Source organism: Pseudalkalibacillus sp. SCS-8, assembly GCF_040126055.1.
Lineage (GTDB): Bacteria > Bacillota > Bacilli > Bacillales > Fictibacillaceae > Pseudalkalibacillus > Pseudalkalibacillus nanhaiensis.
Genome location: NZ_CP143541.1, coordinates 2,741,145 through 2,765,578, shown reverse-complemented (window position 1 = coordinate 2,765,578; position 24,434 = coordinate 2,741,145). Strand labels below are relative to the sequence as shown.

At 42.8% G+C, this 24,434-nt stretch carries 28 protein-coding genes; 19 read left to right on the top strand and 9 right to left on the bottom strand.

Features of this window, described 5'->3' with window-relative positions:
- Positions 1–26 precede the first annotated feature (26 nt).
- Positions 27–659 carry a PRC-barrel domain-containing protein gene (locus tag V1497_RS14365; RefSeq protein ID WP_349408217.1) on the top strand — a complete coding sequence of 211 codons (633 nt, stop codon included), beginning with the start codon at positions 27–29 and terminating at the stop codon, positions 657–659.
- A 78-nt stretch (positions 660–737) separates the two neighbouring features.
- On the opposite strand, the gene V1497_RS14360 is transcribed toward V1497_RS14365, so the two are convergent.
- A complete protein-coding gene (locus V1497_RS14360; protein ID WP_349408216.1) occupies positions 738–959 on the bottom strand; it encodes a DeoR family transcriptional regulator in 222 nt (73 codons plus the stop codon).
- A 328-nt stretch (positions 960–1,287) separates the two neighbouring features.
- On the opposite strand from V1497_RS14360, the gene V1497_RS14355 reads away from it, so the two are divergent.
- Together V1497_RS14355 and pepV are read left to right on the top strand one after the other, a co-directional pair.
- Positions 1,288–2,298 (top strand): potassium channel family protein, encoded by a 1,011-nt coding sequence (locus V1497_RS14355; RefSeq protein WP_349408215.1) that lies wholly within the window; start codon positions 1,288–1,290, stop codon positions 2,296–2,298.
- A 24-nt stretch (positions 2,299–2,322) separates the two neighbouring features.
- Complete coding sequence (gene pepV / locus V1497_RS14350) at positions 2,323–3,726, top strand: dipeptidase PepV (RefSeq protein ID WP_349408214.1); 1,404 nt, start codon at positions 2,323–2,325, stop codon at positions 3,724–3,726.
- Positions 3,727–4,197: 471 nt separating this feature from the next.
- Here pepV and V1497_RS14345 read toward each other — a convergent pair whose 3' ends face one another.
- Positions 4,198–5,103 (bottom strand): nuclease-related domain-containing protein, encoded by a 906-nt coding sequence (locus V1497_RS14345; RefSeq protein WP_349408213.1) that lies wholly within the window; start codon positions 5,101–5,103, stop codon positions 4,198–4,200.
- 153 nt (positions 5,104–5,256) lie between these two features.
- On the opposite strand from V1497_RS14345, the gene V1497_RS14340 reads away from it, so the two are divergent.
- On the top strand, positions 5,257–6,423 hold the full coding sequence (locus V1497_RS14340) for an MFS transporter (protein ID WP_349408212.1): 1,167 nt from the start codon (positions 5,257–5,259) through the stop codon (positions 6,421–6,423).
- A 36-nt stretch (positions 6,424–6,459) separates the two neighbouring features.
- Here the strand turns inward: V1497_RS14340 and V1497_RS14335 are convergent, their stop codons facing one another.
- The gene (locus tag V1497_RS14335) at positions 6,460–6,660 is read right to left on the bottom strand and encodes a hypothetical protein (RefSeq protein ID WP_349408211.1); all 201 of its coding nucleotides are present in this window, start codon (positions 6,658–6,660) and stop codon (positions 6,460–6,462) included.
- 144 nt (positions 6,661–6,804) lie between these two features.
- The gene (cysK, locus tag V1497_RS14330) at positions 6,805–7,743 is read right to left on the bottom strand and encodes a cysteine synthase A (RefSeq protein ID WP_349408210.1); all 939 of its coding nucleotides are present in this window, start codon (positions 7,741–7,743) and stop codon (positions 6,805–6,807) included.
- A 169-nt stretch (positions 7,744–7,912) separates the two neighbouring features.
- Here cysK and thpR point away from each other — a divergent pair, with 169 nt between their 5' ends.
- The 6 genes from thpR to V1497_RS14300 all read left to right on the top strand — a co-directional run bounded on the left by thpR (position 7,913) and on the right by V1497_RS14300 (position 12,529).
- Positions 7,913–8,473, top strand: coding sequence for an RNA 2',3'-cyclic phosphodiesterase (thpR, locus tag V1497_RS14325; protein WP_349408209.1), 561 nt, complete (start codon positions 7,913–7,915; stop codon positions 8,471–8,473).
- A 2-nt stretch (positions 8,474–8,475) separates the two neighbouring features.
- The gene (locus tag V1497_RS14320) at positions 8,476–8,856 is read left to right on the top strand and encodes a CidA/LrgA family protein (protein WP_349408208.1); all 381 of its coding nucleotides are present in this window, start codon (positions 8,476–8,478) and stop codon (positions 8,854–8,856) included.
- Positions 8,846–9,532, top strand: coding sequence for an LrgB family protein (locus V1497_RS14315; RefSeq protein ID WP_349408207.1), 687 nt, complete (start codon positions 8,846–8,848; stop codon positions 9,530–9,532). Before V1497_RS14320 ends, V1497_RS14315 begins: the two co-directional genes overlap by 11 nt.
- 14 nt (positions 9,533–9,546) lie before the next feature.
- A complete protein-coding gene (locus tag V1497_RS14310) occupies positions 9,547–10,470 on the top strand; it encodes a hypothetical protein (protein WP_349408206.1) in 924 nt (307 codons plus the stop codon).
- A 163-nt stretch (positions 10,471–10,633) separates the two neighbouring features.
- Positions 10,634–11,569, top strand: a complete 936-nt coding sequence (locus V1497_RS14305; RefSeq protein WP_349410831.1) for a diacylglycerol kinase family protein — start codon at positions 10,634–10,636, stop codon at positions 11,567–11,569.
- A gap of 171 nt (positions 11,570–11,740) precedes the next feature.
- A complete protein-coding gene (locus V1497_RS14300; RefSeq protein ID WP_349408205.1) occupies positions 11,741–12,529 on the top strand; it encodes a phosphotransferase family protein in 789 nt (262 codons plus the stop codon).
- Positions 12,530–12,596: 67 nt separating this feature from the next.
- Here V1497_RS14300 and V1497_RS14295 read toward each other — a convergent pair whose 3' ends face one another.
- Together V1497_RS14295 and cydS are read right to left on the bottom strand one after the other, a co-directional pair.
- A complete protein-coding gene (locus V1497_RS14295; RefSeq protein ID WP_349408204.1) occupies positions 12,597–12,869 on the bottom strand; it encodes a YtzH-like family protein in 273 nt (90 codons plus the stop codon).
- A gap of 91 nt (positions 12,870–12,960) precedes the next feature.
- Positions 12,961–13,047, bottom strand: a complete 87-nt coding sequence (gene cydS, locus V1497_RS18710; RefSeq protein WP_414703646.1) for a cytochrome bd oxidase small subunit CydS — start codon at positions 13,045–13,047, stop codon at positions 12,961–12,963.
- Positions 13,048–13,696: 649 nt separating this feature from the next.
- Here cydS and trmB point away from each other — a divergent pair.
- The 3 genes from trmB (at position 13,697) to V1497_RS14280 (ending at position 15,962) form a co-directional block, all read left to right on the top strand.
- Entirely contained in the window at positions 13,697–14,341 is a 645-nt protein-coding gene (gene trmB / locus V1497_RS14290; protein WP_349408203.1) for a tRNA (guanosine(46)-N7)-methyltransferase TrmB, read from the top strand.
- Between the two features lie 64 nt (positions 14,342–14,405).
- Positions 14,406–15,248 carry a YtnP family quorum-quenching lactonase gene (locus V1497_RS14285; RefSeq protein ID WP_349408202.1) on the top strand — a complete coding sequence of 281 codons (843 nt, stop codon included), beginning with the start codon at positions 14,406–14,408 and terminating at the stop codon, positions 15,246–15,248.
- A 153-nt stretch (positions 15,249–15,401) separates the two neighbouring features.
- A complete protein-coding gene (locus tag V1497_RS14280) occupies positions 15,402–15,962 on the top strand; it encodes a hypothetical protein (protein WP_349408201.1) in 561 nt (186 codons plus the stop codon).
- Positions 15,963–16,045: 83 nt separating this feature from the next.
- On the opposite strand, the gene V1497_RS14275 is transcribed toward V1497_RS14280, so the two are convergent.
- Positions 16,046–16,351 (bottom strand): PepSY domain-containing protein, encoded by a 306-nt coding sequence (locus V1497_RS14275; RefSeq protein WP_349408200.1) that lies wholly within the window; start codon positions 16,349–16,351, stop codon positions 16,046–16,048.
- Between the two features lie 472 nt (positions 16,352–16,823).
- On the opposite strand from V1497_RS14275, the gene queD reads away from it, so the two are divergent.
- The 5 genes from queD (at position 16,824) to V1497_RS14250 (ending at position 20,427) form a co-directional block, all read left to right on the top strand.
- Complete coding sequence (queD, locus tag V1497_RS14270; protein ID WP_349408199.1) at positions 16,824–17,300, top strand: 6-carboxytetrahydropterin synthase QueD; 477 nt, start codon at positions 16,824–16,826, stop codon at positions 17,298–17,300.
- Positions 17,293–18,024 (top strand): 7-carboxy-7-deazaguanine synthase QueE, encoded by a 732-nt coding sequence (locus V1497_RS14265; RefSeq protein ID WP_349408198.1) that lies wholly within the window; start codon positions 17,293–17,295, stop codon positions 18,022–18,024. The genes queD and V1497_RS14265 overlap by 8 nt, the downstream gene beginning before the upstream one ends.
- Positions 18,025–18,026: 2 nt before the next feature.
- Positions 18,027–18,704: a 7-cyano-7-deazaguanine synthase QueC gene (gene queC, locus V1497_RS14260; protein ID WP_349408197.1), complete on the top strand. Its 678-nt coding sequence runs from the start codon at positions 18,027–18,029 to the stop codon at positions 18,702–18,704.
- A 74-nt stretch (positions 18,705–18,778) separates the two neighbouring features.
- Positions 18,779–19,849 carry a M42 family metallopeptidase gene (locus V1497_RS14255; protein WP_349410830.1) on the top strand — a complete coding sequence of 357 codons (1,071 nt, stop codon included), beginning with the start codon at positions 18,779–18,781 and terminating at the stop codon, positions 19,847–19,849.
- A gap of 65 nt (positions 19,850–19,914) precedes the next feature.
- The gene (locus V1497_RS14250) at positions 19,915–20,427 is read left to right on the top strand and encodes a DUF84 family protein (protein WP_349408196.1); all 513 of its coding nucleotides are present in this window, start codon (positions 19,915–19,917) and stop codon (positions 20,425–20,427) included.
- Positions 20,428–20,477: 50 nt separating this feature from the next.
- Here V1497_RS14250 and V1497_RS14245 read toward each other — a convergent pair whose 3' ends face one another.
- On the bottom strand, positions 20,478–20,924 hold the full coding sequence (locus V1497_RS14245) for a YtoQ family protein (protein WP_349408195.1): 447 nt from the start codon (positions 20,922–20,924) through the stop codon (positions 20,478–20,480).
- Between the two features lie 138 nt (positions 20,925–21,062).
- On the opposite strand from V1497_RS14245, the gene mltG reads away from it, so the two are divergent.
- The gene (gene mltG / locus V1497_RS14240) at positions 21,063–22,061 is read left to right on the top strand and encodes an endolytic transglycosylase MltG (RefSeq protein ID WP_349408194.1); all 999 of its coding nucleotides are present in this window, start codon (positions 21,063–21,065) and stop codon (positions 22,059–22,061) included.
- A 146-nt stretch (positions 22,062–22,207) separates the two neighbouring features.
- On the opposite strand, the gene V1497_RS14235 is transcribed toward mltG, so the two are convergent.
- The gene (locus V1497_RS14235; RefSeq protein ID WP_349408193.1) at positions 22,208–24,367 is read right to left on the bottom strand and encodes a methyl-accepting chemotaxis protein; all 2,160 of its coding nucleotides are present in this window, start codon (positions 24,365–24,367) and stop codon (positions 22,208–22,210) included.
- Positions 24,368–24,434: the final 67 nt, after the last annotated feature.

The window sequence follows — 24,434 nt, the reverse complement described above, 5'->3', positions numbered from 1 at the left end:
ACATCCAAGTGAAAGGAGAATCCATTATGTTGATTTTCGGAAAAGACATTCTAAAAAAGAAAATCGTAAGCAGCGAGTATGGGGAATTGGATAACCATGAAGTGGATGACATTCTTTTGAGTAAAAAAACCTATGATTTGGAATATCTGATATACGTCGAAAAAAGACCAGATGACCACGTAGGTGAAAAGATGGATGCACCTGATGATGTCGTATATTCTGTCGGCGGTCAGTTCGATTCCAATCGATCTGCTGAAACGAGTGGAGGATCGAATTTCAAAAATTACATCAAAGAAACCTATTACATTCCATTCTCTGATGTAAACGAACTATCAGATGATATGGTGAGGATCTCTGGAATTGACCAGCAGTCCCATGATCCGATCGATTCCATTTCTGCTGATGCGATCATCAAGCAGAAAGTGAAGACGACTTCAGGTGAGACAATTGGAAAGGTGAAGGATATCGTCATAGATTGGGAGACGAGAAGAGTGGTCGGATTATCCATATCAGAGGGATTCTGGGCGAAGCTCATGTCCGATACAAACAAGTACTTGAGGCTGGAGGAAAACATGACGTTGACAGCTGAGGAGATTATCGTCCCAGACCATATGAAGGACCATCTTGTTGAAGATGTAGAAGAAGTGGTGCCTCATTGATTGGACGAAAGAAACCTGAAAGGCATGCAAACAGGAAAGGGAGTGACCTTCTGTAAAGGTCACTCCCTTTTTTATTTCTTATTGAGCTATTTTCACTTTCCGGGACGTTGTTTCCCACATTCCCCTTGTGGGACTGTCTACTAGGTTGTTATACGTTAGTACGTTTAAATCTCGCTGAATCGTTCTCTTTGTCGTACCGAATTCGTCGACAAGCTGCTGAGTTGTTACCGGGCCAAAATCATTGATAAACAAATAGATTGCCTTTACACGGTTCAACATACGTTCAGTCGAAGGACTCAAACAACCACTCCTTACCTTAATTAACGATTCATGCTCAGTGTACCTAAAATTTGTTAAGTCTGTATTAAGCGTTTGTTGAAATCTTTGTACAATACAGGTACATTAGGCATAAAACGTTTTCAATGGGACGAAACTGATGAGAAAGATGGTAATGTGTTGCTGTCCATCCAATTGACCTTGTTTTCACTTCCACTCCGAACCCCTTTTTCGAGTGGATTAATGGATTGTCAACCCCCACCTCCTAGTTAGAAATATTGTATAATAATTCTGTAAATAGTTCAAAGGGAATCCATATCATACCATTTCATTGATGAGAAAGGAGGATAACGTGCAATTTTTTAAATGGTTAAGAGTCAAAGTAATTGAATTAAGTAACTGGGTGCTTTTTACAGTAAGTGTCTTGATGGTACTAATTAGTTCTCTAATGATGATTATCCTTGAACCGGAAACGTTCACTACCCTGTTCGACTCACTGTGGTGGGTCATGACCACCGTCACGACTGTCGGCTATGGCGACATCTCACCTGTGTCAGTCGGAGGTCGGATATATGCCATGTTTTTATACATAATCGGGATTGGTTTGATTGGTGTAGTCATTGGTAAAGTTGTGGATGGCTTTGGAGCATTCAGACGAAGGAAGGAGGAAGGACTATTGGCATTTAAAGGCACGGACCATATTGTCATTATCGGATGGTCTCAGAAAGCGAAATTCGCGATCGAAGAGATTTTGCAAACGGATAACTTTCGGGAGATTGTCATTATAGATAAATTGAATAAGGTTCCTTATCTACATGAACTCGTCCATTACGTCCAGGGAAATCCAGCTGAAGAAGAAGTATTAATGCAGGCGAATCTACCTAAGGCTGCTGCCGTCCTATTATTCGCAGACGATTCGATACAAGATCCGCTTTTGACGGATGGAAAGACTTTGCTCACCGTAACGACGATTGAAAGACTTTCACCAGATATCCATAGCACGGTAGAGATTTTGAACGAAGATCATATTAAGAACTTCAGACATGTTAAAGTGGACGAATTTATCCTATCGAACGAAACGATTTCAAGGCTGGCTGTCCGGTCAGCGATTACGAATGGGATTTCTAAGATTTTCAGTCAGTTGATGAGCCACGGAATCGGAGATAATATTTATGAGATAAAAGCACACCCTGAATGGAAAACCTATCGGGATGCCTTCAATGACTTGCTTGCTGAAGGTGCGACGCTCATTGCGGATGGACAAAAAATGGACATCAACCGCAGGCTTGACGAAAAGATCCCTAAGGATGCACGACTGTTTGTCATATGTGATAAAGAGACCTATGATAAGATACGCACATAAGCAACAATAAGGGGATGAGAAACGATGATTGACTGGAAACAGGAAGTAGAGAAGCGGAAAGAGGATCTGATTAACGACCTCCAGGAGCTGTTACAAATCGAAAGTGTCCTAGATCCGGAGAGTGCCAGGGAAGCTGCTCCATTCGGAGAAGGAATTAACCGCGCTCTCACGCACTTTTTGGCAAAAGGGGAAGCTGACGGCTTTGCAAGTAAAAATGTAGATGGATATGCCGGTCACTTGGAATTCGGTGAAGGACAAGATCTCGTCGGTGTGCTGTGCCACCTGGATGTTGTACCCGCTGGAGACGGTTGGAGCTCTGATCCATTTGCAGCTGAAATCCGTGATGGCCGTATTTATGCTCGTGGAGCAATCGATGATAAAGGACCAACGATGGCAGCGTATTATGCGATGAAAATCGTCAAGGAGCTCGGTCTTGATGTGAAGAAGCGCGTCCGTATTATTTTCGGTACTGACGAAGAGAGCAACTGGCGCTGTGTGAAGCACTATTTCAAGCATGAAGAAATGCCGACGATCGGTTTTGCGCCGGATGCGGATTTCCCAATTATATACGCGGAAAAAGGAATCTTTGATTGTGAATGGAAACAGACTCGCGTTGAAGGAGCAGGCTCTGGTGAGGGAGCTCGTTTGTTGTCGTTCGATTCAGGGAGAAGGCTGAACATGGTGCCAGACTACGCTGAAGCGGTAGTTGATGGCCTGTCTGATGACGTGGAGGCATCGTTTAACTCGTTTTTAGCTGATACCGGTTTGACCGGCGAGCTTGTGGAGGCAGATGGTCGCTATACGTTTAAACTGGAAGGTGTATCGGTACACGGCAGTAAACCTGAGACTGGAAAAAACGCAGGACTGTTCCTGGCCGAGTTTTTATCCGCTTTTTCATTTGAAGGCGACGGTGGAGCGTTCATCAGCCTTGTGAGTGAATATCTGACTGCGGATACGGAAGGTGCAAAGTTGCAGATCGCGGATTCTGATGAAGTGAGCGGTCCGTTGACGTTGAACGCCGGAATCATGCGGTATTCCGTTGAGGAAGGCGGCAAAATCGGGATGAACCTCCGTTACCCAGTGTCGCATGACTTCGATCGGACTCGTGGCGTATTGGAGAAAGCGGGATCGGAGTTCGGTTATGAGCTGAACGAGATTGAGCATTTGGGACCGCACCATGTTGCTGAAGATCATCCGTTGATTAAGACTCTGATGTCCGTCTATGAGGAGCAAACGGGAGAAGAGGGCTACCTGATCTCGATTGGCGGCGGCACTTATGCCCGATCATTGGATGCAGGCGTTGCGTTCGGCGCCTTGTTCCCAGGTGAGGACGAGTTGGCTCACCAGAAAGACGAGTACATCGACATCGAAAACCTGATGAAAGCAACCGCAATCTACGCCCAAGCAATCTATGAGCTGGCGAAGTAAGGAGATTTGATTGGGAGAAACCGAGTACGGATGTACTCGGTTTTTTTATTGATGGAGAGAAATCCAGTACAAATGCACAATGAGAGAATTAAGAAGAGCTCATGCGTCCCCGAAAATGAGGAAAACGCAAAATGAGGGACGCAAGGAGGGCTCATGCGTCCCCGAAAACGAGAAAACGCAAAATGAGGGACGCAAGAAGGTCTTATGCGTCCCCGAAAACGAGGAAAACGTAAAATGAGGGACGCAAGAAGGTCTTATGCGTCCCCGAAAACAAGGAAAACGCAAAATGAGGGACGCAAGAAGAGCTCATGCGTCCCCGAAAACAAGGAAAACGCAAAATGAGGGACGCAAGAAGGTCTCATGCGTCCCCGAAAACAAGGAAAACGCAAAATGAGGGACGCAAGAAGGGCTCATGCGTCCCCGAATACGAGAAAAATGCAATATGGGGTACGCATAACTCTCTATGCGACATCATGAAAGATAATACGAGTGCCTTCCATGACCTACTCGATTGTAATTCCTCGCTAGCACATTACGGATAGTTAGTCTTTTCTTCACCACCCCACACCACTCATGAATGGCGTTGGTCGTGACCTTCATCTCCGGAAACAGCAACTGGAATTCCTCGACGGCTCGCAACACCGCTGGCTCGTAGTCTTCGCAACCGCCGCAGTTTTTACAGACCAATCTCGTTTTGGCTAACTCACCATACATCTGACCACATGCCAAACACGGTATTCCTTTTTTCAATTGGGGATAATCATACTTTGGTAATCGAAAGGAGGGGACGTCCGCCAATTGGAGGGCGAGCAGCTGTTTAGCGATGTCATAGTGGTACTCCTTCAGAAACGAGCGCTCTTTTTGCATTTTCGAGAAAAATCGGTTCAATTGGGCGGGATAAACAATGGATTGATCAACAGGAGCTTTATATAGCTGGAACTCGGGGTTCACAAAAACGAGGTGGGATTCAACCGGGAGTTTAATGCCTAAGCCTTTTAATAGATCGCGGAGTAGTAGGGTGGATCGTTGTATTTGATGCAGGGGGTTCTTAATCTCGTTACCGTGAAGGGGGTACCAGTGCTCTCCATCGACATAGTAGTCACCTTCGTAATTTTTCACTTCGAACATGTCAATCATAGAGGAGCTGAGTACCAATGAATCAATTTGAAAAACTGTGTTCTTATGCTCGAGCAATAGGTCGTTGAGAACGATTCGTCCACCAAAAAAAGGGGCAACCAAACCGTCAAACTTACACTCTCCTTCATAGCCTTTCTTTAAACTCAAAAGATAGCTTCGATCGGGTTCACTTAAATCCATTCGGGCTTCCAACAGTTTCATAACCCTCAATTCTTTTGACTCACTACGCGTTTTCTTCATTTCCTATACACATGCCTCCTTGTACACAGATTTTCCATAATCATACAATTAAGCTGCAAAATTAACAACCAATCAACTATTCCCAATTTCAAATGGGTACGATACAATCGACAGAGTAATGAACAACAACGGCACAGTCAGGAGAACAACACTATGAAGTACTCTTTTGAAAAAACATCTGTGAACATCAGCTTATTCTATTTTTTCATCTTCTTCGGTTTCGGTACGCTTTTTCCGTTATTGAGTGTCTATTTGAAGCAGGAGGTCGGATTAACGGGGACACAAATCGGGATCATCATGTCCGTCAGTCCCGTGGTGATGATTGTGGCTCAACCGATTTGGGGGCTGATTTGTGACTATACAAGGCGTCCAAGAGGGGTCCTCATCTTAACGCTTATATTGAGTGGTGCTCTCGCGTTACCGTTTGCATATTTGGAATCGTATTGGGGCTTCATTTTTGTTTCCATTTTACTTGCCACATTCCAGAGTGCGATTGTTCCGGTATCAGACAGTATCACGCTCAATTATGTCATGGCTGAAAAAAAGGACTATGGAAACTTCCGGTTATGGGGTGCAGTAGGATTCGCGTTGTCTGTATATGTGATGGGCTCACTAGCTGAAACGCTCGGTCTCACATTAATCTTCTACGGCTTTACAGCGGCCTTGTTGATCTGCGCAATCTTTGTCCTTTCAATGCCAAAAGAGAGCAACTCATTGCAGGTTGACTTACGGACAGGCTTTGTAAAATTGATAAAGATGCCGAAATTCATCCTGTTTTTATTGACGACTTTTTCAGTGTTCGGACCGATTCATTCCAATAACTTCTTCTTCGGATTATATATTCAAGAGTTGGGCGGCACACTTGCAGGAGTGGGGATCGCCTTTCTATTAGCCGCTGGAAGTGAGGCACCTTTCATGAAATTTTCAGGCGGATGGATCAGGAAGCTCGGCTATGAAAAGATCCTGATTGCGGCAGCGCTTATCTCTGCAATCAGATGGTTCTATTACTTTACTGAACCGACATTAGTAGGGGTTTATGCAACTACGATTGCTCAAGGGTTCTCAATTGGCTTGTTCATCCCTGCAGCACTTCAATATGTAAGGGAAATTGCCCCGGATGATGTAAAGGCGACGGCTGTCGCTTTATACAGTTCGATGGGAAATGGGCTGGGCAGCTGGTTCTGTACCTTTATTGGAGGCATCATTTACGATACCTTCTCTTTATTCGGTCTCTATTTCTTCTTTGGTGCATTAACAACCATAGGATTGGTTCTCTTGCTCGTGAACTTGAGATTCCTGCCTGAGCGGGCTTTTGCATAAAAAAAGAGAGGGTGAGTGAAAAAATGCTCCCCTCTCTTACTTGTTGCTGCTGATTGAATCATTCCACTTCGCGACCAGGTTCTTCAATTCTGGAAGCTCTGAAGTGAATGGATAATTATGGTGCACGTATTCTTTTTCACCTTGATCCAGTTTCTCGTAGCTATGCACCAATTCTGTGAAGTTTCGGGTGATGCGGTTCAATTCCCATTTGAATGTATCCATTTCTTTAGCAGGCATTCAGAAAACTCCTTTATACAATATTTCTCGAACTCATATTTATAGAAACGTTTACCCTTTATCACAAATGAGAAAACATGAGGGATACGGAAATAGGATGACTCAAAAAAGGACCTCCACAATGGAGGTCCTTTCCTATACTCTTTATTTTTCTTCAAAATCGAATAGGTCACTTGATAAATATCGTTCGCCTGAATCACAAGTCATTGCAATGACCACATCCTCATTCGTCAGCTTCTTAGCTGCTTGAAGAGCGGCATACACAGAAGCACCAGAGGATGGTCCGACTAGGATCCCTTCTTGGCTCGCAAGGCTTCTTGCTGTTTCAATCGCTTCCTCATCCTTAATTCGGATAATTTCATCGTAAATCTTTTGGTTCAAGATCTCTGGAATAAAACCGGGACTCGTACCGACCAGCTTGTGCTTCCCTGGCTTTCCGCCTGATAGGACAGGGGAGCCTTCAGGTTCAACTACTTTAATATCAAGATCAGGGATGTGTTTCTTTAATGTCTCTCCTGTTCCTGTAATCGTCCCACCTGTACCAGCTGGTGCGACGAATGTTGTGAAGTTCTTTCCAATCACTTTGGCTGCCTCTAGGATCTCCATTGCTGTCGTATGGCGATGGGCATCAGGGTTCGCCGGGTTTTCAAACTGCATCGGCATGAAACTGTTCGGAATTTTTTCAGCTAGCTCCTTCGCCTTTTCAATTGCCCCAGGCATTTTGTCATCTCCAGGTGTCAGGACAACCTCGGCACCATATGCCTTCAGAAGATTGATTCTTTCCTGGGTCATCGTATCTGGCATCACGATAATGGCTTTGTAGCCTTTAGCAGCGGCATTCATCGCCAGGCCGATACCGGTATTCCCAGATGTCGGTTCAATGATCGTCGAACCTTCTTTCAAGAGGTTCTTTTTTTCAGCTTCAGCAAGCATATTGTAAGCGGCGCGATCCTTAATACTCCCGCTTGGGTTAAAGTACTCTAATTTCACATAAACATCTGCACCGTTCGGATCCGTCAGACGATTCAATTTAACAAAAGGAGTATCACCGATTAATTCAGCTATACTATTAACAACACGCATTAAAAACACGTCCTTTACATTCAATACTTCTTCATCATTATACCAAAGCCGAGTAAACAGCTCTAATTACTTGATCAAACATAGGTGACGAATTTCACAGAATGGTATACATTCAAGTCATTCCCTATTTCTGATAGACTTATGAATAGAGAAAATGGAGGTTCGGTAAATGGAACGACATACATTCCTTGCAGTACCAATTCCCTACGAATTACAACATCAGATACATAGCTATGCGGAGCAAATCAATACGATTCTTCCACTGAAAAAATGGACATCTCCTGGGGATTATCATATAACGTTGAATTTTCTAGGTGCAACGTCTGAGGATCAGGCACAACAGCTTGTTCAAAATATAAACCACATAAAGAGCGACGTCCATCCTTTCGAATTGACTATCGATTCTGTTGGTGTGTTTGGTAACCCGAACACACCGCGGGTCTGTTGGTTGGGTGTCGAACAATCATCAGCACTTACCCAGTTACAACAGAAAACAACAAAGAGCTGTGAACGAGCAGGCTTCAAAACAGATGATCGACCTTTTCGTCCGCATATCACCCTTGGAAAAAGGTGGGGAGGGAACGCTGAGATTACGGAACAGCTACCAGAGCCGACGCAATTAACAGGTAGTAGTTGGACTGTGGAGGAAATTCTCTTGTATGAAATCCATCCTCAAAGGGTACAGAAATATGTCCCTTATCATCGCTTCCATTTAGGGAAGGAAGATTAATAGTGGTTAAGATTGTAATTGGAACCTTACAGGTGTTACTCCTGTATGCGATTTACCTTGTCGGAATTGGCATACAGAATGTATTCAACCTCCCGATACCAGGCAGCATCATCGGAATGCTTGTGTTGTTCAGCTTGTTAGTCACGAACCTTTTTCCTTTGAAGTGGGTACAGGAAGGTTGTCAGTTTTTACTTGCTCATTTGCCCCTATTCTTCATTCCTGTAACAGTCGGCGTAATGGAATTCGGGCACGTTTTTCAAGGAAGGGGATTGTTGTTGATTCCCGTTGTCATTTTGAGCACACTTCTCGTCATGGTCTTCTCTGCTAAACTTCTTACATGGTTGAAATTTCGTGAAATAAGAAAGGATCAACATGGATCTTAATTTGTACTCAATCCTATTTCTTTTCATGACGATTGGCGTTTATATTGGTGGCACCTTCCTGTATAAATGGAAGAAGCACCCGTTTACAATTCCGATCATTACAGCTACAGGCACTATCATTCTTGTGCTCATCTTCTTCGGTATCCCGTATGACTCATATATGGTAGGTGCCCAATGGGTCGATCGATTGCTTGGACCAGCAGTTGTTGCATTAGCCTATCCACTCTACCTATACAGGAATGTCATCAAGCAATCCATGTTCCCACTGCTATTCAGCATCTTTGGTGGTGTCGTCGTCGGAATAGGGTCAGGTTTCTTGTTTGCTAGAATGATAGGAATGAAAGAAAATGTTGTCTTCTCGGTATTACCAAAATCTGTGACCACACCTGTGGCAATGGAAATCACCCGCGTGACTGGCGGGACGCCTTCTTTGGCAGTCGCCTTTGTCATGATTGCAGGCATAGGTGGGGTCATGCTTGCTCCATATGTATTTAAATGGTTCAAAATTGATCACGAGATGGCAAAAGGAATTGGGCTTGGTTCAGCCTCCCATGCCATTGGAACCTCCAAAGCGCTGGAATATGGGCATCAGGCTGCTGCAATAAGTTCAGTCGCAATGACCCTTTCTGCCATCCTCGCATCACTGTTGATTCCTATTATGTCCATCTGGTTGTAAAGAGGTGTAAATGAATGGCACAGCTTATTAAAATAGAAGATTGTGTATCACGTTATGAAAAAGATGTGTATCGCTATACGGGACAATATATCCGTTTGAAAAGTGAGCGCTGGAAACGGCTGAAAGCGAGCTGGGAAAAAGAAAAAGACACTAAACAAGATCAAGTGGACACCCCTCAAGAGGACGATGCACCAGTGAGAAAATGGTGGCCGTTAAACCGGAAGAAGGAAAAGATGGAGCCTGTCAGCAGTCAAGAGGATAACAGTGGAACACAGATACAACCTCTTACGCTTACTGCTTTAAAGCGTAACTTCAGAAGAGAATTGTTCAAGTTCCAATTGAAATGGGCGAGTACCACTATCCGAGAAAAATCGATGATCAGCAAAGAACTTCAATCGGATCCCTTTCTCCGTTTTTTGATGCTCGAGCTTCCTGATAACTATCTCATTCTTTATAAACCCATTATTAAGATGAAGAAAGCGGAAGCCCAGTTGGATGTCATCCTTATTGGACCGGATACAGTACAAGCAATTGCCAAGCTTGACTCAAAAGAAGGGGAAGTCATCCACCCTGCACTTGACCGGTTTTGGGAGGTGGAGAACGATACGAAACGTCGTAAAATCGTCAGTCCAGTTGCTGCCATCAAGCGCATGAATCATTTTATTGAGTCCGTCGTCGGAGAGGAAACGGATATGAGTGTTTCCTATACAATCCTCGGATCAGATGCTTATGTAAACCGTTCGAATATCCCTCCGTTTGTTCAGGTCATTGATCGGACGAATTTTAAACAATGGTTGGAAAAAATGAAGAAACACCCTAGCCCCATTAAACACAACCAACTAAAAATAGCCAAAAGAATGTTAGAGCACTGTGCAACAACAGCCTATCTCAGACCAGAATGGGAGCCTGGTGACAATTCTGGTCACTTTTCCATTTGAATCTAGGCTATCATCGTTCTTTCCGATCGTAATCGCAATCGACAAAAATAGTTCTTTTCACCTAAACTAACAAGAATATTTTACAAAATTTGAGACAAATAGAGGAAAAACCATCTATTTTGTTGAAAAAAGAAAAAGACATGCGAAAGAGAGTGGCTCATTGATGGAAAAATTCCTGATCATTATTATTAATCCGAAGTCGGGTAATGGGAGAGGAGAAAAAATCTGGAAGAAGGTCAAGGCAGACCTTCAGAAGCGGAATGTTCCTTTCCGTAGCTTCTTTACTCAAAAGCAGGGTCATGCAAAGGAGCTTGCTCAGCAGATGGTACATATGCATCATGAGAACACGAGAGGAATCATCGCGGTTGGGGGAGACGGCACGATTCATGAAGTCGTTAATGGCATGCGTAATTATATGCATATTCCGATCGGGTTCATATCAGCAGGATCAGGAAATGATTTTGCAAGAGGTTTTAAGCTCCCTAAATCTCCTGGAGAAGCCCTTAATCACATTTTGGGTTTCAAAATGTCCCGTTCCAAGCAATATGATCTGGGTGAGCTGCGCCCAGGTTTACGTCGACATAAATCGAATTACTTTGCAAATTCAGTCGGGATCGGTTTTGATGGTGAAGTAGCCAAGCGCACCAACGAAGCAAATTATAAAGACCTGTTAAACAAATTCGGATTAGGCTCCCTTTCCTATATCTTCACGTTATTGAAGTTAAGCATGACGTATGAGCCATACGCGCTTAAGCTTAAGGTCGACGGCAAAGAATATGCATTTGAAGATGTGTGGCTCGTCGCCACGGCCAATATCAAGTATTATGGAGGCGGCATGATGATTTGTCCTGATGCGCGACCTGATGATGGTCAGCTGGATGTTTGTGTCGTCCATAATCTTAGTCGTGTGAAACTTTTTTTCCTGTTTGGTACAGTGTTTTTTGGGTTACACACAAAAATGAAAGAAGTGACAATGTTACGTGGAAAGGAAATTACAGTAGAGTCAGATGTTCCTGTCACCATGCATGCAGATGGTGAAGTAGCCGGTACGACCCCTGTTTCCCTCCATGTCCTGCCTAAGGAATTCACTGTCATCTAAAGAGTTTTTGCAATGGGTTTGGGATTTTGACTTCGAAAATGAGTCTTTCTGTGTTAAAATATTATATCTGTACAGAACTATGTTTTATTAAGTATCTTTAATGAGTACTTCGAAATGAAGGATTATAGCCGATAATAAAGATATAGAATGATGAAATCGAAGGTGAAAGCATTGAAACACATACTTGGAAGCGGCTGGCAGGTGAAACCTGCAGGTGGTGCAACCGGTGAAGCCTACATCGCACAATACGGAGAAGAGAAGATCTTCTTAAAAAGGAATTCGTCACCGTTCCTCGCTGTATTATCGGCAGAGGGAATCGTTCCGAAGCTATTATGGACGAAACGATTAGAGAACGGAGACGTCATCACTGCTCAACACTGGTTGAACGGTCGAGAATTAAAAGCTGCAGATATGAATCAACAATTGGTTGCCCAATTGCTTTCTAAAATTCATCGTTCTCAGGAACTATTATCTATGTTACGTAGAATAGGCATTAAGCCGTTGACACCTGATGCCATAATGGACGAGCTTCTGAACAGGAATCATATGAATACGAAATACCATGATGAAATCAAGCCTTATCTTGATTACCTATCCTCACATATCGATGACGTCCGAACGGATCAATTTGTTGTATGTCATGGAGATGTGAATCATAATAACTGGTTGATTACAGAGGATGACCGCCTTTATCTCATTGATTGGGACGGTGCTGTGATTGCGGATCCTGCATTGGATCTTGCAATGCTCCTTTATTGGTATGTACCTGATCATGAATGGGAAGAATGGCTGCGCTCTTACGGGGTTCCTTTGACGACAGCATTGAAAACAAGAATGCACTGGTATATTGTCGCACAGACGATCGAATCGATCTTTTGGCATTGTGAACGAAATCAGAAGGAAGAAGCGCAATACTGGTTGAACTTCCTTGCTCAACTGAATAAACAATTATTGCATTAAAAAGACGATGAGACCGAATTGGGAGGTTTCATCGTCTTTTTCCGTTATGTTACGTTTCATCTTTCTCTCAATGTTCAAGTACACTCATCCATTGTGTCAGTTCGTTCTGATATCCGGTAATATGTTGGTCCAGTGCTAGGGATTGGACGCCGCTCTTGCTATAGGATTGGATGGAAGTCAGTGTTTCCCTCAACTCAAGAGGTGTTTGAGGATTTTGAAGTAAGGAATTGGTAAGCCGTTCAATCTGAGCACATTCTGAACTGGAACCACACTGATCCAATTGGTGACTTCTCAAGATGTCCATCAATAAGGATAATTGATCGGTAACCTGTAATGGCATTAAAGACACATCCTTTCAAGTCCGTTTGGAATTTAGGATGTGCCAATGCTTCCACATTATACGATGCGGAGACAGGTCATGGTGTGTTTTGTCATTTCTTCGCTCCCCAGATAAAGAGACCGATGATGGCAATGATAAGGACAATCGGCGGTGCCCAAATAATGAAGAAGTCTTCCATATGCAGATCTCACCTTTTTTCTTCCATTGTACCCGTCTTTACGTCGTTTATCACATCTCTTTCCATGTGTTTTTCTTCTGTCACAAAATATAGAAAAAAGGTCCTTGTTCCTTACTGGAAGGATACAAGAACCTTTTTGGTGGTATTAATACTGAGAAGCATATTTGATTTTCATTTTTTTCGCATTGGAAGATTGTTTGTGTGCAATTCGTTCAAAAGGATATATCGCTAATGCATAGCCTGCAAATAGTCCGCTGAATACAGTTAATACTGAAACTTCTGCTGTTTTTGTCAGTACTTTTTTCATCATAAGTTCGTTACATTCACTCCCGAAATTTTTATTTACTTAATTTTTATAACCAATTATGAACAGTCCGTTTTCAAATTCATTTTCATAAACACAATATACATCATATCCTTGAAAACGCTTACGTCCCTAATTCCAATTTCTTGGATATGAAGCGGCTGTACATCGTATCTTAATTTTAATGCCAATCAGGTCCTTGATTCAAAAAGATACGCCATTATACGCCTATTTGCTCCTAATTTGGACGATAATACGTAAAATCGGTGAATAACATTCAATTCCTTGATGGATTCATGGTAAAATATCCGAGGATAATCACGTAAATAGAAGGGGTATAAAAAGATGCGTCTAAGAAATAAGCCGTGGGCTCAAAATATGATTGATGATCATCCTGAAATCGTCATTCCAGATCCGGAAAACTGGAAAGGAAGATGGAATGAAATATTTAAGAACGATCATCCGATCCATATTGAAGTAGGAACAGGAAAGGGTCAATTCATCTCAGGAATGGCCGAAAAGTACCCTGACATAAACTTCATAGGTATTGAACGACAAAAAAGTGTCGTTGTCTCTGTTATCGATAAGCTTAAGGAGACTGACCAAAAGAATGTCCGTATGATGAATGTCAACGCAGCGGACTTGAAGGATTTTTTCAGTAAAGGTGAAATCGAAAGGGTCTATTTGAACTTTTCAGATCCGTGGCCGAAAAATCGACACGAAAAACGTAGGCTGACGTATGAAACGTTCCTCCAGTCATATGAAGAAGTCATGGTACCGTCTGGGGAAATCCATATGAAAACGGATAACCAGGGACTATTCGAATATTCTCTGCATAGCTTTTCCAAGTATGGCATGGTCCTCAACAATGTCAGTCTGGACCTTCATAAGAGTAACTTCGAGGGGAATATCATGACAGAATATGAAGAGAAGTTTTCTGCAAAAGGGAATCGCATTTATCGCTGTGAGGCGGTTTATCGAAGCAAGTAACGCAATAGAGCGTTTTCATTATGATACAATGAATTCTAGAGTACCTAATAAGGAGTGAATGATCATGGAAACGCTTCAATTCGGTGACGTTAAATTGTTCTGGCTCAATGGAGGAGTAACACATATGGATGGCGGAGCGATGTTCGGTGTCGTTCCTAAACCATTGTGGAGTAAAAAATATCCAGTCAATGAGAAAAATCAGATTGAATTACGGACAGACCCGATCTTCTTCCAATACGAAGGAAAGAACATATTAATTGAATCGGGAATGGGAAATAACAAATTGACGGATAAACAGCGACGGAATTATGGGGTGGATGAAGAGTCTCATATTGATTCCGAGCTGGCAAAGTTCAACCTTACAACAGCGGATATTGATCTGGTATTGATGACGCACCTTCATTTCGATCATGCATGCGGTCTCACGAAACCAAGTGGCGACGGATATGAATCCACATTCAAAAATGCAACGATCATCACGTCAGCGACTGAATGGAATGAAATGAGGAACCCGAATGTTCGTTCAAGGAATACATATTGGGAAATGAACTGGAAAGGAATCGAATCCCAAGTCGAAACGTACGAAGATCGGATGGAAGTCCTTCCTGGCCTTCATATGATTCATACTGGAGGTCATAGCGATGGCCACTCGATTTTGATGTTTGAACAAGGTGACGAAAAGCTTGTACATATGGCAGACCTAATGCCGACCCATGCTCATAAAAATCCATTGTGGGTCCTCGCATACGACGATTATCCGATGACATCCATCGGTCAAAAGCAGGAATGGATTCCTAAAGGCACAGGTGAAGGCGCCTGGTTCACGTTTTATCATGATGCGATTTATCGCGCCGTCAAATTTGATGAGCAAGGTGAAATCATCAATTCAGTTAAGCGTGAAAAATGATCAAAAATTTGTCACATTTACACCATTTGTAAGAAAATGGATGACGAAAATCATCACATTTTCCACCAAAACCTGTTACAATTATCATAGATTTCAAAAGCAATAATAGTGTACTATATTAATTGGCTTATATTGTTAGGAGGGAATTGCGAAATGTTGAAACGAGTAACTGCAGCAATGATGGCTTTTGCATTGATGCTTACTGGTGGAGCAGGTGTACTTGCTGCTGTTGAGAAACCAGAAGGAATGCAAAAAGCGGTTGAAAAGCACTTAGAAGAGGAATTTTACGATTATAATAAGGATTACAAGCTTAAACTATCTGAAACGATTAAGGTAGAAGCAACGCCTGAAGCTGAAGAAGGACAAGAAGCATCAGGTCCTGTTACTGTCTATGCTTCTCTTGCTGAATTCCAAACCGTTCGCGACAACATCTTCACATTTGCGCATCGTGAAGTCGTTTACTACGATGCAACAAACAAAAAGGTTTTGAGTGGAACAGAAGTCGGGAAACTTCAAAGTGACAAATTGATTGATTACAAGGATCAATTCGCTCACCTTGGTAAGAAGATGAATATCGGTTGGACGATGTTCTTGCATTCATTGATTCTGCTTGTTCCTGCGTATTTCATTTTCGTATGGAGCAACCAAGTCTACTCTTCTACTCGTTGGCAGATTCAAAACAATATTTATAACCAGAAGCACACATTCAATTAATTCGATGCCTATTTAAAAAGGGGCTGACTCGTATGAGAGTCCGGCCCCTTTTACATGTGTATGGAATGAACGTGATAAGAAGACTAAATACTCGTGTTGGAGATTTCCAATACAGATCCCGTATCTGCATCAACCGTAAAGAGATAGTGCTCATCACCAGCTGGAGTCGAACGTGTAAAACCGCCTTTATACACGTTATATTTCAGATCATTGATATTCATTTGTTCTTTATTCGTATAAATCCAAGATCCGCTGAGTTTGGATGACACTTTATTTTTGATCAGCTTAAGTGCGGCTTCAGGTGTAATTGGTCGTGATTGGAGCTGCTTCGTAAAGAACGCTCCGGCAAGAAAGCCTATTCCGACACCGACGAGTGTAGATGTTTTCAAAACTGGATGCCCCTTTCCAACAAAATTGATTTCCTTTATTCTATAGTATAACAAAAGGGGTACATTCATTTATAATAATTGTTTGACACGGCATGTATAAAATAGATAAGAGGGTTCGGAATTCCCACCCCTCTTTAAACAAAACTAGGGAGCGTGAAGAATCGATCGATCTTCTCACACTCCTCTTTTATAAAAAAAGTGGAGTTTTTTTATGTTGGCTCTGTTAGCTTTTATTGATAAGGAAATAAGAAGCGTAAGGCGGCGACTCCAGCGGGAAAAGCAACAGCTGAAGACCCCGCAGAACGAGGAACGAGGTCTGTGTGGCTGAAGCGTTGCCCGCGGAAAGCGTCCGCCTGAAGCTGTTCAAACTTAACATCAACCTTTAACAGAGCCTTTATGTTATCAAGGGATTATCCACATTGCCTACAAGACATAGATGGCATTACCTACAAACAAAAGGAGGAAGGGCGTTATGGACTTTCAAATTCCTAAAAAAGTCGAAAGAATCGATGAAGACATCCAACGCCACGAATTGAAATATCACAACAAACGTGTGGCAGTCACAAAGGAATTCACATTCGATGCAGCACATCACCTTCACTGTTATGAGGGAAAGTGCAAAAGCATGCATGGTCATACGTATAAGCTTGTGATTACCATTAGCGGATACGTCAATGATATTGGAATAACCGTAGATTTCGGTGATATAAAGACATTGTTTAAAGAGGAAATTGATGCAAAGCTTGATCATCGCTATTTGAACGAGGTTCTCCCTAATATGAATACAACGGCTGAAAATATGATTGTTTGGATTTGGGAGCAGTTGGATCAGAGACTACAGCAAATTCCTGAATATCAGGATCGAAAAGCACGAATCGAAGAATTGAAGCTGTATGAAACACCAACAAGCTACGCAACATTGAAACGAGAGTGGATGGAAGATGAATAAATCAATTCAATTACCTGAAAAAGCGGAATATATGGCCTGGGAGCTTCCGATGGTTGAAATTTTTGAAACTGTGGAGGGAGAAGGAAATATGGCGGGATTTCCCACCGTATTCGTCCGAGTCTTCCATTGCAATTTGCGTTGTACGTGGTGTGATACGGATTATAGCTACGCACCAGCGAAGGAGGAATTCAAGGCGACGATCAAAGAGATCATCGGAACGATTGAATCCTTCTCTAGCCGTCGAGTCTGCTTCACGGGAGGAGAGCCGCTGATCCACGGCAAAAAGTCAGCAGCTTTACTGGAAGCTATGTGCGAGCTCGATCATATAACGGATGTCCACATCGAAACGAATGGCGCGATTGACCTGAAGCCATTCGAAGCACTTCGGAAGGAAAATGAAGCGATTGCTGAAAAAGCACGTTTTATCATGGACTATAAATTGCCTGATTCAGGAGAAATGGACCGTATGATTCACTCGAATTTCGGGCTCCTGAAGCCGCAAGATGAAATCAAGTTCGTCATTGGCGATGATAAAGATTTTGAGGTAGCAACATCTGTCGTGAAGAAACATCATCAAGAGGGGCAAGTGTTGTTCAGCCCAGTATGGGAGACGATGCCTCCGAAGAAACTGGTGGAAAAGATCTTGGCTGAACCGCTTCCAGATGTGAAGCTCAGTCTGCAGATGCATAAAATCATTTGGGATCCAAATCAGAGAGGGGTTTAAACATGAAGAAAGCAGTCGTGGTTTTAAGTGGAGGTTTGGATAGTACCACTTGTATGGGCATAGCGAAAGAAAAAGGATACGACTTGTACCCGATCACATTCCATTATGGACAGCGACATGATCGGGAGGTTAAACAAGCTGAAAAGGTTGCAAGTCATTTTGAAGCGCCTGAGCACAGGATTGTCGATGTGAGTTTCTTGCAGCAAATCGGTGGAAGTGCTCTTACAGATGAATCGATTGAAGTAAGGCAAGGCGGTGTGGATGAAGAGATTCCTGCCACCTATGTACCGGCACGTAATATGATCTTCCTATCACTTGCGAGTGCATACGCAGAGGTCATAGGTGCAGAAGCGATCTACATCGGCGTTTCTGCGGTCGATTTTAGCGGGTATCCAGACTGCAGACCAGAATTCATCAACAGTATGAATGAAACGGTAAACCTTGCTACGAAACAGGGGTCTACTGGAGGCCATATTGAAATTAAAGCGCCGCTTATTCATATGACCAAAAAAGAAACGATTGAAGAAGGGTTGCGCCTGGAGGTTCCTTATGAATTGACCACCTCATGCTACCTCGGTGAGGAAGTGGCGTGTGGGGAATGTGACAGTTGTCTCCTCCGTTTGAAAGGTTTTGAGGAAGCTGGAGCAGAGGATCCGATTCCATACGCTAAAAGACCATGATTATAGCAGTTCTCCCGCAGTTACGTTACAATATGGATGGGTGACAGAATATTGTAACAGGAAGGGAGTCAATGATGAACGAACAAACCTTACAAATGTTCAAAACGTTAACCGAGTTACAAGGCGCTCCTGGTTTCGAGCATGACGTGCGTAAATATGTACGGAGTCAGCTTGAACCCGTCTCAGACGAAATCATTCAGGACAAGCTCGGCAGTATTTTCGGTGTAAAAAAAGGTCCTGTTGATGGACCGAAAGTCATGGTTGCCGGCCATATGGACGAAGTTGGATTCATGGTCACGCAGATCACGAGAAATGGTATGCTTCGTTTCGAAACACTTGGCGGCTGGTGGAGTCAAGTTCTACTTGCTCAACGTGTACAGGTCATGACGGATAAAGGACCTGTCATTGGAGTCATCGGGTCCACGCCACCACATTTGCTAGAGGATTCCCAGAAATCAAAGCCGATGCCAATGAAACATATGTACATTGATATTGGAGCAGATGACCGCGCCGATGCGGAAGAAATCGGGATCCGCCCTGGCCAGCAGATTGTTCCGATCTGTCCTTTCACACCAATGGCGAACAGCAAGAAAATCCTTGCGAAAGCTTGGGACAACCGTTATGGTGTCGGTCTTGCCATTGAATTGATGAAGGAGCTTGAAGGGACCGATCTACCGAACATCCTCTATTCAGGTGCAACCGTTCAAGAAGAGGCGGGTCTCAGAGGTGCAAAGACTGCTGCCAACTTGATTAAGCCTGATATCTTCTATGCATTGGATGCAAGTCCTGCAAATGATACGAGTGGAGATAAGGATGCATTTGGTCAACTAGGTCAAGGTGCATTATTGCGAATTCTGGACCGTACGATGATCACTCATAAGGGAATGCGTGAATTCATATTGGATACTGCGGAATCGAACAATATCCCATACCAATATTTCATTTCAAAAGGCGGTACGGATGCAGGCAGTGTACATATATCCAATGAAGGTGTACCATCCGCTGTCGTAGGCATCTGCTCGCGGTATATCCACACATCTGCGTCGATGATCCATATTGATGACTATGCAGCGGCAAAAGAACTTCTTGTGAAACTTGTGAAGCAATCTGACAGGTCCACAGTTGATCAAATTACGTATGAGTGATATGAAAGTGTCAGGCTAGGAAGTTTGTGCCTGACACTTCTTTCTATTCGATTGGAGTGTTCTTTGTGAAAATAGCTGTTGGTTCAAAAAATCCGGCTAAAGTACAAGCTGTTCATACGATTGTTGAATCACTTGGCTGGAAGGTAGACGGAATTGATGTACCATCGAATGTTTCAGAACAACCTTTCTCTGTCGTCGAAACCAGACAAGGTGCAAAAAACCGCGCACGTGCTTGTGTAGAAAAAGGATACGAGGTTGGAATCGGCCTTGAAGGAGGAGTGGAAGAATCTCCTGAAGGATTGTTCCTTTGTAATTGGGGGGCATTGGTTACGGAAACGGGTCAGGTTTATTATGCCAGTGGCGCAGGAATACTTCTCCCTGAACGTATCAGCAAAGAGGTGCGCGACGGGATTGAGCTTGGAGATGTGATGGCTTCCTTTACAGATCAGACAGATATTAGAAAAAAAGACGGTGCAGTCGGGATCTTCACAGCAGGATATGTTACGAGAAGTGAGATGTTTTCCCATATCGTCAAATTATTGATTGGACAATACCAATACACAAGCCATAAAGAATGAAAAACACCTATCTGAGTTTACATCCTTAACTCAGGTAGGTGTTTTTGACTTTATTCCGTTTCGAATACGTAAGAAAGAGCTTTGATCGCTTGGTCGAAATTCTCTACTGTTACGGTCGCTTTATTGGATAGCTCCTTTAGAGCGTGATGGAGGGATTCGTCCCTTACAAGAATAAGTGGTTTGTTTTTCGCTAATGCGGTTGAGGCATCCATAGCTGTATTCCATTGTTTATAGCTTTCACCAAAGAATGCAAGGACGACGTCAGCCTTTGCCATCAGCATTTCAGTCCGTAGGTTATTGAAATCAGATGCTTTGTCATCTTTCATGACTTTCGTCGGCTGTTCTCCAAGAATTTCTTCTCCAATGCCGTCTGATCGGCTATGATTTGTCATCGGACTGACAAACGTCAACGGCAAATTCAATTCTTCAGCTTTTCGAATGACCTCCTCTCTCCAGTTATCATGGATTTGTCCCGCCAGATAAACAGTGAAATTCATTACAATCACTCCTGTATGTATGTGGTCTAACCCTATACTAACATGAAATTTCAGAAAACTTACGCCATATGCTTGAATGATTCCATATGGTTAAGGGCATGCTGATGGCTGAGAACAGAAGGTCAGGTGTGTTTGGATATGAAAAGAGCGATAATATTCCGGATTACCGCGATAACAAGTGTTTTGCTATTGTTATGGCTTGTTTACGAATCGACGCCATTCATCAGGAGTCAGGAGCGCATCGTTACAGTCAGAGAAGGACAAAGCCTTAGGGAAGTGGCAGAAGTCCTTGAAAAAGAAAAGTTGATTAAAAATCAAACAATCTTCCGGTTATATGGATCATTAAGGAATATGGACAGTAAAGTGAAAAAAGGAAGTCATACACTTTCAAGTTCAGAAAGCATCCCAAAAATGTATGAAGAACTGATCACTTCTCCGTCTGAAAAGGGGATTGAGGTAACGATTCCAGAAGGTTTCACGATCAACCAGATTGCAGATCGTTTAGCAAAGAAGGGGATTGTTGAACGTAAAGCCTTTATTGAAGCTGTTAAAACAGGAAAGAACGTTTCGCATCCACTTATAGATCGTATCAAATCGAAAACAGGGGTGACCTACCGCTTAGAGGGATACCTTTTTCCCGATACCTATTCATTCAAAAAGAACAGCAGACCAGAAGACGTAATCGAACGTATGCTAGATCGTTTTAATGATGTACGAATGGAAATCGGTTTGGAGGAGGGTTCAATGGACAAGTGGGTCACACTAGCCTCTATTGTAGAGAAAGAGGCTGTCCTTGAGCAGGAACGCAAAATGATTGCCGGTGTTTTTCATAATCGGATGAAGGATGATTGGAAACTGCAATCATGTGCAACTGTCCAGTATGTGCTGGATAAGCCGAAGGAACGTCTTCTATATGAAGATCTGGAGGTGGAGAGTCCATATAATACGTATCTCCATATCGGACTTCCACCAGGACCAATCAGTAATCCAGGGAAAGAATCTCTTGCTGCAAGTCTGAATCCTCACAAGCATGATTATTATTTCTTCGTCGTCAAAGGCGATGGTTCAGGAGCGCATCACTTTTCAACATCCTATCAGGAGCACCAGAAGCATACGAACCATAAAGGAAACTGGTGATCAAATATACGCATAAATTGTGAAATTGGTCTATAATTTTGTGAAATCGGTCTATAATTTTCGAAATTAAAGCGTTCGATCGCAAAATCGGTCCATAATCAGAAAAAAAAGGCTGTCGAGGAAGTCTCGACAGCCTTAGCTTTCTATTATTTGTCCTTGTTATTAGCTTTATCGTGATCAGTAACCTCATCTGTAGTATCTTCTTCTTGAGCAACAGCGGCTTCATCCAGGAACTTTTTGGTGTAGTCCTCAGTTGCATCTTCTTTGGATACGGCAGGATCCTCGTCCTGATTATCCAGTTCCTCAATATAACTGCTGACGAGGTTGAATTGCCCGACCTCCTCTTGGAGCAAGATAGCGATGTCCTGCAGTTCATTCGCAGCATTGTTGACCTCGTTGATCGCTTCCTTCTGATGGATGCTTGATGCACTCACTTCTTCAGAAGCTGCTACAGATTCCTGGGAAATGGCGCTTACTTCCTGTAATTTCTCAGAAAGTGCGGTATTGGATGTTTGTACCTGGCTGATCGCATTTCGAATTTGTTGGATTCGATTATTAATGCCCGATACATTTCCTACAATCTTGGTGAAAGCACCCTTTGTACGTTCAACGGAGGACTGTTGTTCAGTTCTATAATGATCGAATTGCTCAGCCTCATTAGACAGCTGTTCCATTTGTTCTGACATGAGAGCAATTAATTTGTAGATATTCTGAGCTTCAGACTTGGAACGTTCAGCGAGCTTTCTAACCTCTTGAGCAACAACGGCAAAACCTCTACCTGCATCGCCTGCTCGAGCAGATTCAATGGCTGCATTTAGCGCAAGTAAATCCGTGCTGCTTGCGATGTCTTTGATCGTGTCGACAATGGATTCAATTTCTTGTGAATTCTTATTTGCCTCTTGTACTTGGTGAATGAGGTGATTAGCAAGAGATAAGAATTCATTTGAGCTTTTATCCAGGTGCTCCACGATTTGAAGCCCTTCATTCCCTTCCTGTTCTGCGGATTGAGAATCCTCGCTGATTTGAAGGCTTAATTCAGCTGTTTCATTGACAGAATGGGTGACTTTGTCGATTAGTTCTGTACTTTGAAGCAGATGATCAGCCTGAACCTGTGCACCGGCTGAAACCTGTTGAATCGCTTCGTTCACTTCTTCTGTCTGGGCAGTCGTTTCCTCTGAAATTGCAGCAAGATGCTGGGATGAGGAGGAAAGCTTCTCGGATGCCGTGTTGACTTCATTCATCGCCTTCTGCATTTTTTCTGCCATCAAATTGAATGTCTGAGCCAATTCACCCATTTCATCTTCTTGTTCGACAGTCACCCTATGCCCTAAATGACCTTCTCCGATGATGGTTGCACCTTCCTTCAAGCTTGTTACGGAAGAGGTGATGGTTTTCATCAACCAGAAACCGAGTGCGACAACAGCCCCGATGATGATTAAGCTTAAGATGATAAGGGTAACGAGCAAGATCGTCGATAAGCGATCCTGATTCGCACTTAATTCATTCGTATCCTTTACAACATTTTTTTCGACGGTTTCAATGTCCAATCCAAGATTCATACCGATTTCTTCAAAGTTCGTAATGGAGTTGGCAATTTGATTGCGATACGATTCTACCGTATCAATCGTTGTTGAATAAGCCAGGAAACCAGTGCTGATTGCTGATTTTTCTTGAGCAGGGACATCTAGATTCGTGATTCCCTCTTTTACAATTTTGACCTGGTCATTGTAACGGTTCAGGTCAGTGGATGTATTGGAAATGAAATATTGTTTCTCTAAAATCCGAAGTAGGTAGAATTCATTCAGAAGATCCTTATCTGCAGCTTTAAGTTTTTTGATAAGCTCATTGGATTTGTTATCAAGCTGTTCCATGCTATTGAAGTCTAATAAGGTCAGTTTGACAGCACTCGAAAAGGAGTCCTCATAAGCTTTGACCTGTTCTGCAATATCAACAAAGTATTTTGAAAAATCTTCGTTTTGCTTTTGGAGTTTATCAATATGTTTTTTCAACTCTGAAATCTCATTGGTGATTTCTGTAGAAACGCCTTCTCGATTTGTACGAAGGTATTCTTGTTCCAGGTTGCGGATATATGAGAATTCATTTTTCACAACCATTGTTTCAGTCGCTAACTCTTGCAAATTCACCTTTTTCTTGTCCATGTTTTGTGTCATAAGGACATAAAACATCGTAAACGCAAATAAGATGACAACCCCGATGACGGACATCGTCAGCATAAGCCGAACTTTGTTCTTAATCGTCATTTGCGGCATATCTGGTAATTTCAACTTCTTTAACATGTTGTTCATGTTCATCCCCCTTGTTTTCCCCCTCACACGATCTTTACCTCTACCTTTATATCTTCTATCCGGATGT

Bases quoted from the DNA above. Each gene is read 5' to 3' on its own strand.
- V1497_RS14365 (WP_349408217.1), top strand. From the start codon at position 27: ATGTTGATTTTCGGAAAAGACATTCTAAAAAAGAAAATCGTAAGCAGC.
- V1497_RS14255 (WP_349410830.1), top strand. From the start codon at position 18,779: ATGAACGAACAAACCTTACAAATGTTCAAAACGTTAACCGAGTTACAA.
- queD (WP_349408199.1), top strand. From the start codon at position 16,824: ATGGACTTTCAAATTCCTAAAAAAGTCGAAAGAATCGATGAAGACATC.
- thpR (WP_349408209.1), top strand. From the start codon at position 7,913: ATGGAACGACATACATTCCTTGCAGTACCAATTCCCTACGAATTACAA.
- V1497_RS14315 (WP_349408207.1), top strand. From the start codon at position 8,846: ATGGATCTTAATTTGTACTCAATCCTATTTCTTTTCATGACGATTGGC.
- V1497_RS14235 (WP_349408193.1), bottom strand. From the start codon at position 24,367: ATGAACAACATGTTAAAGAAGTTGAAATTACCAGATATGCCGCAAATG.
- cysK (WP_349408210.1), bottom strand. From the start codon at position 7,743: ATGCGTGTTGTTAATAGTATAGCTGAATTAATCGGTGATACTCCTTTT.
- V1497_RS14335 (WP_349408211.1), bottom strand. From the start codon at position 6,660: ATGCCTGCTAAAGAAATGGATACATTCAAATGGGAATTGAACCGCATC.
- V1497_RS14345 (WP_349408213.1), bottom strand. From the start codon at position 5,103: ATGAAGAAAACGCGTAGTGAGTCAAAAGAATTGAGGGTTATGAAACTG.
- cydS (WP_414703646.1), bottom strand. From the start codon at position 13,047: ATGGAAGACTTCTTCATTATTTGGGCACCGCCGATTGTCCTTATCATT.
- V1497_RS14280 (WP_349408201.1), top strand. From the start codon at position 15,402: ATGTTGAAACGAGTAACTGCAGCAATGATGGCTTTTGCATTGATGCTT.
- V1497_RS14265 (WP_349408198.1), top strand. From the start codon at position 17,293: ATGAATAAATCAATTCAATTACCTGAAAAAGCGGAATATATGGCCTGG.
- V1497_RS14295 (WP_349408204.1), bottom strand. From the start codon at position 12,869: ATGCCATTACAGGTTACCGATCAATTATCCTTATTGATGGACATCTTG.
- queC (WP_349408197.1), top strand. From the start codon at position 18,027: ATGAAGAAAGCAGTCGTGGTTTTAAGTGGAGGTTTGGATAGTACCACT.
- pepV (WP_349408214.1), top strand. From the start codon at position 2,323: ATGATTGACTGGAAACAGGAAGTAGAGAAGCGGAAAGAGGATCTGATT.
- V1497_RS14310 (WP_349408206.1), top strand. From the start codon at position 9,547: ATGGCACAGCTTATTAAAATAGAAGATTGTGTATCACGTTATGAAAAA.
- V1497_RS14285 (WP_349408202.1), top strand. From the start codon at position 14,406: ATGGAAACGCTTCAATTCGGTGACGTTAAATTGTTCTGGCTCAATGGA.
- V1497_RS14340 (WP_349408212.1), top strand. From the start codon at position 5,257: ATGAAGTACTCTTTTGAAAAAACATCTGTGAACATCAGCTTATTCTAT.
- mltG (WP_349408194.1), top strand. From the start codon at position 21,063: ATGAAAAGAGCGATAATATTCCGGATTACCGCGATAACAAGTGTTTTG.
- trmB (WP_349408203.1), top strand. From the start codon at position 13,697: ATGCGTCTAAGAAATAAGCCGTGGGCTCAAAATATGATTGATGATCAT.
- V1497_RS14305 (WP_349410831.1), top strand. From the start codon at position 10,634: ATGGAAAAATTCCTGATCATTATTATTAATCCGAAGTCGGGTAATGGG.
- V1497_RS14245 (WP_349408195.1), bottom strand. From the start codon at position 20,924: ATGAATTTCACTGTTTATCTGGCGGGACAAATCCATGATAACTGGAGA.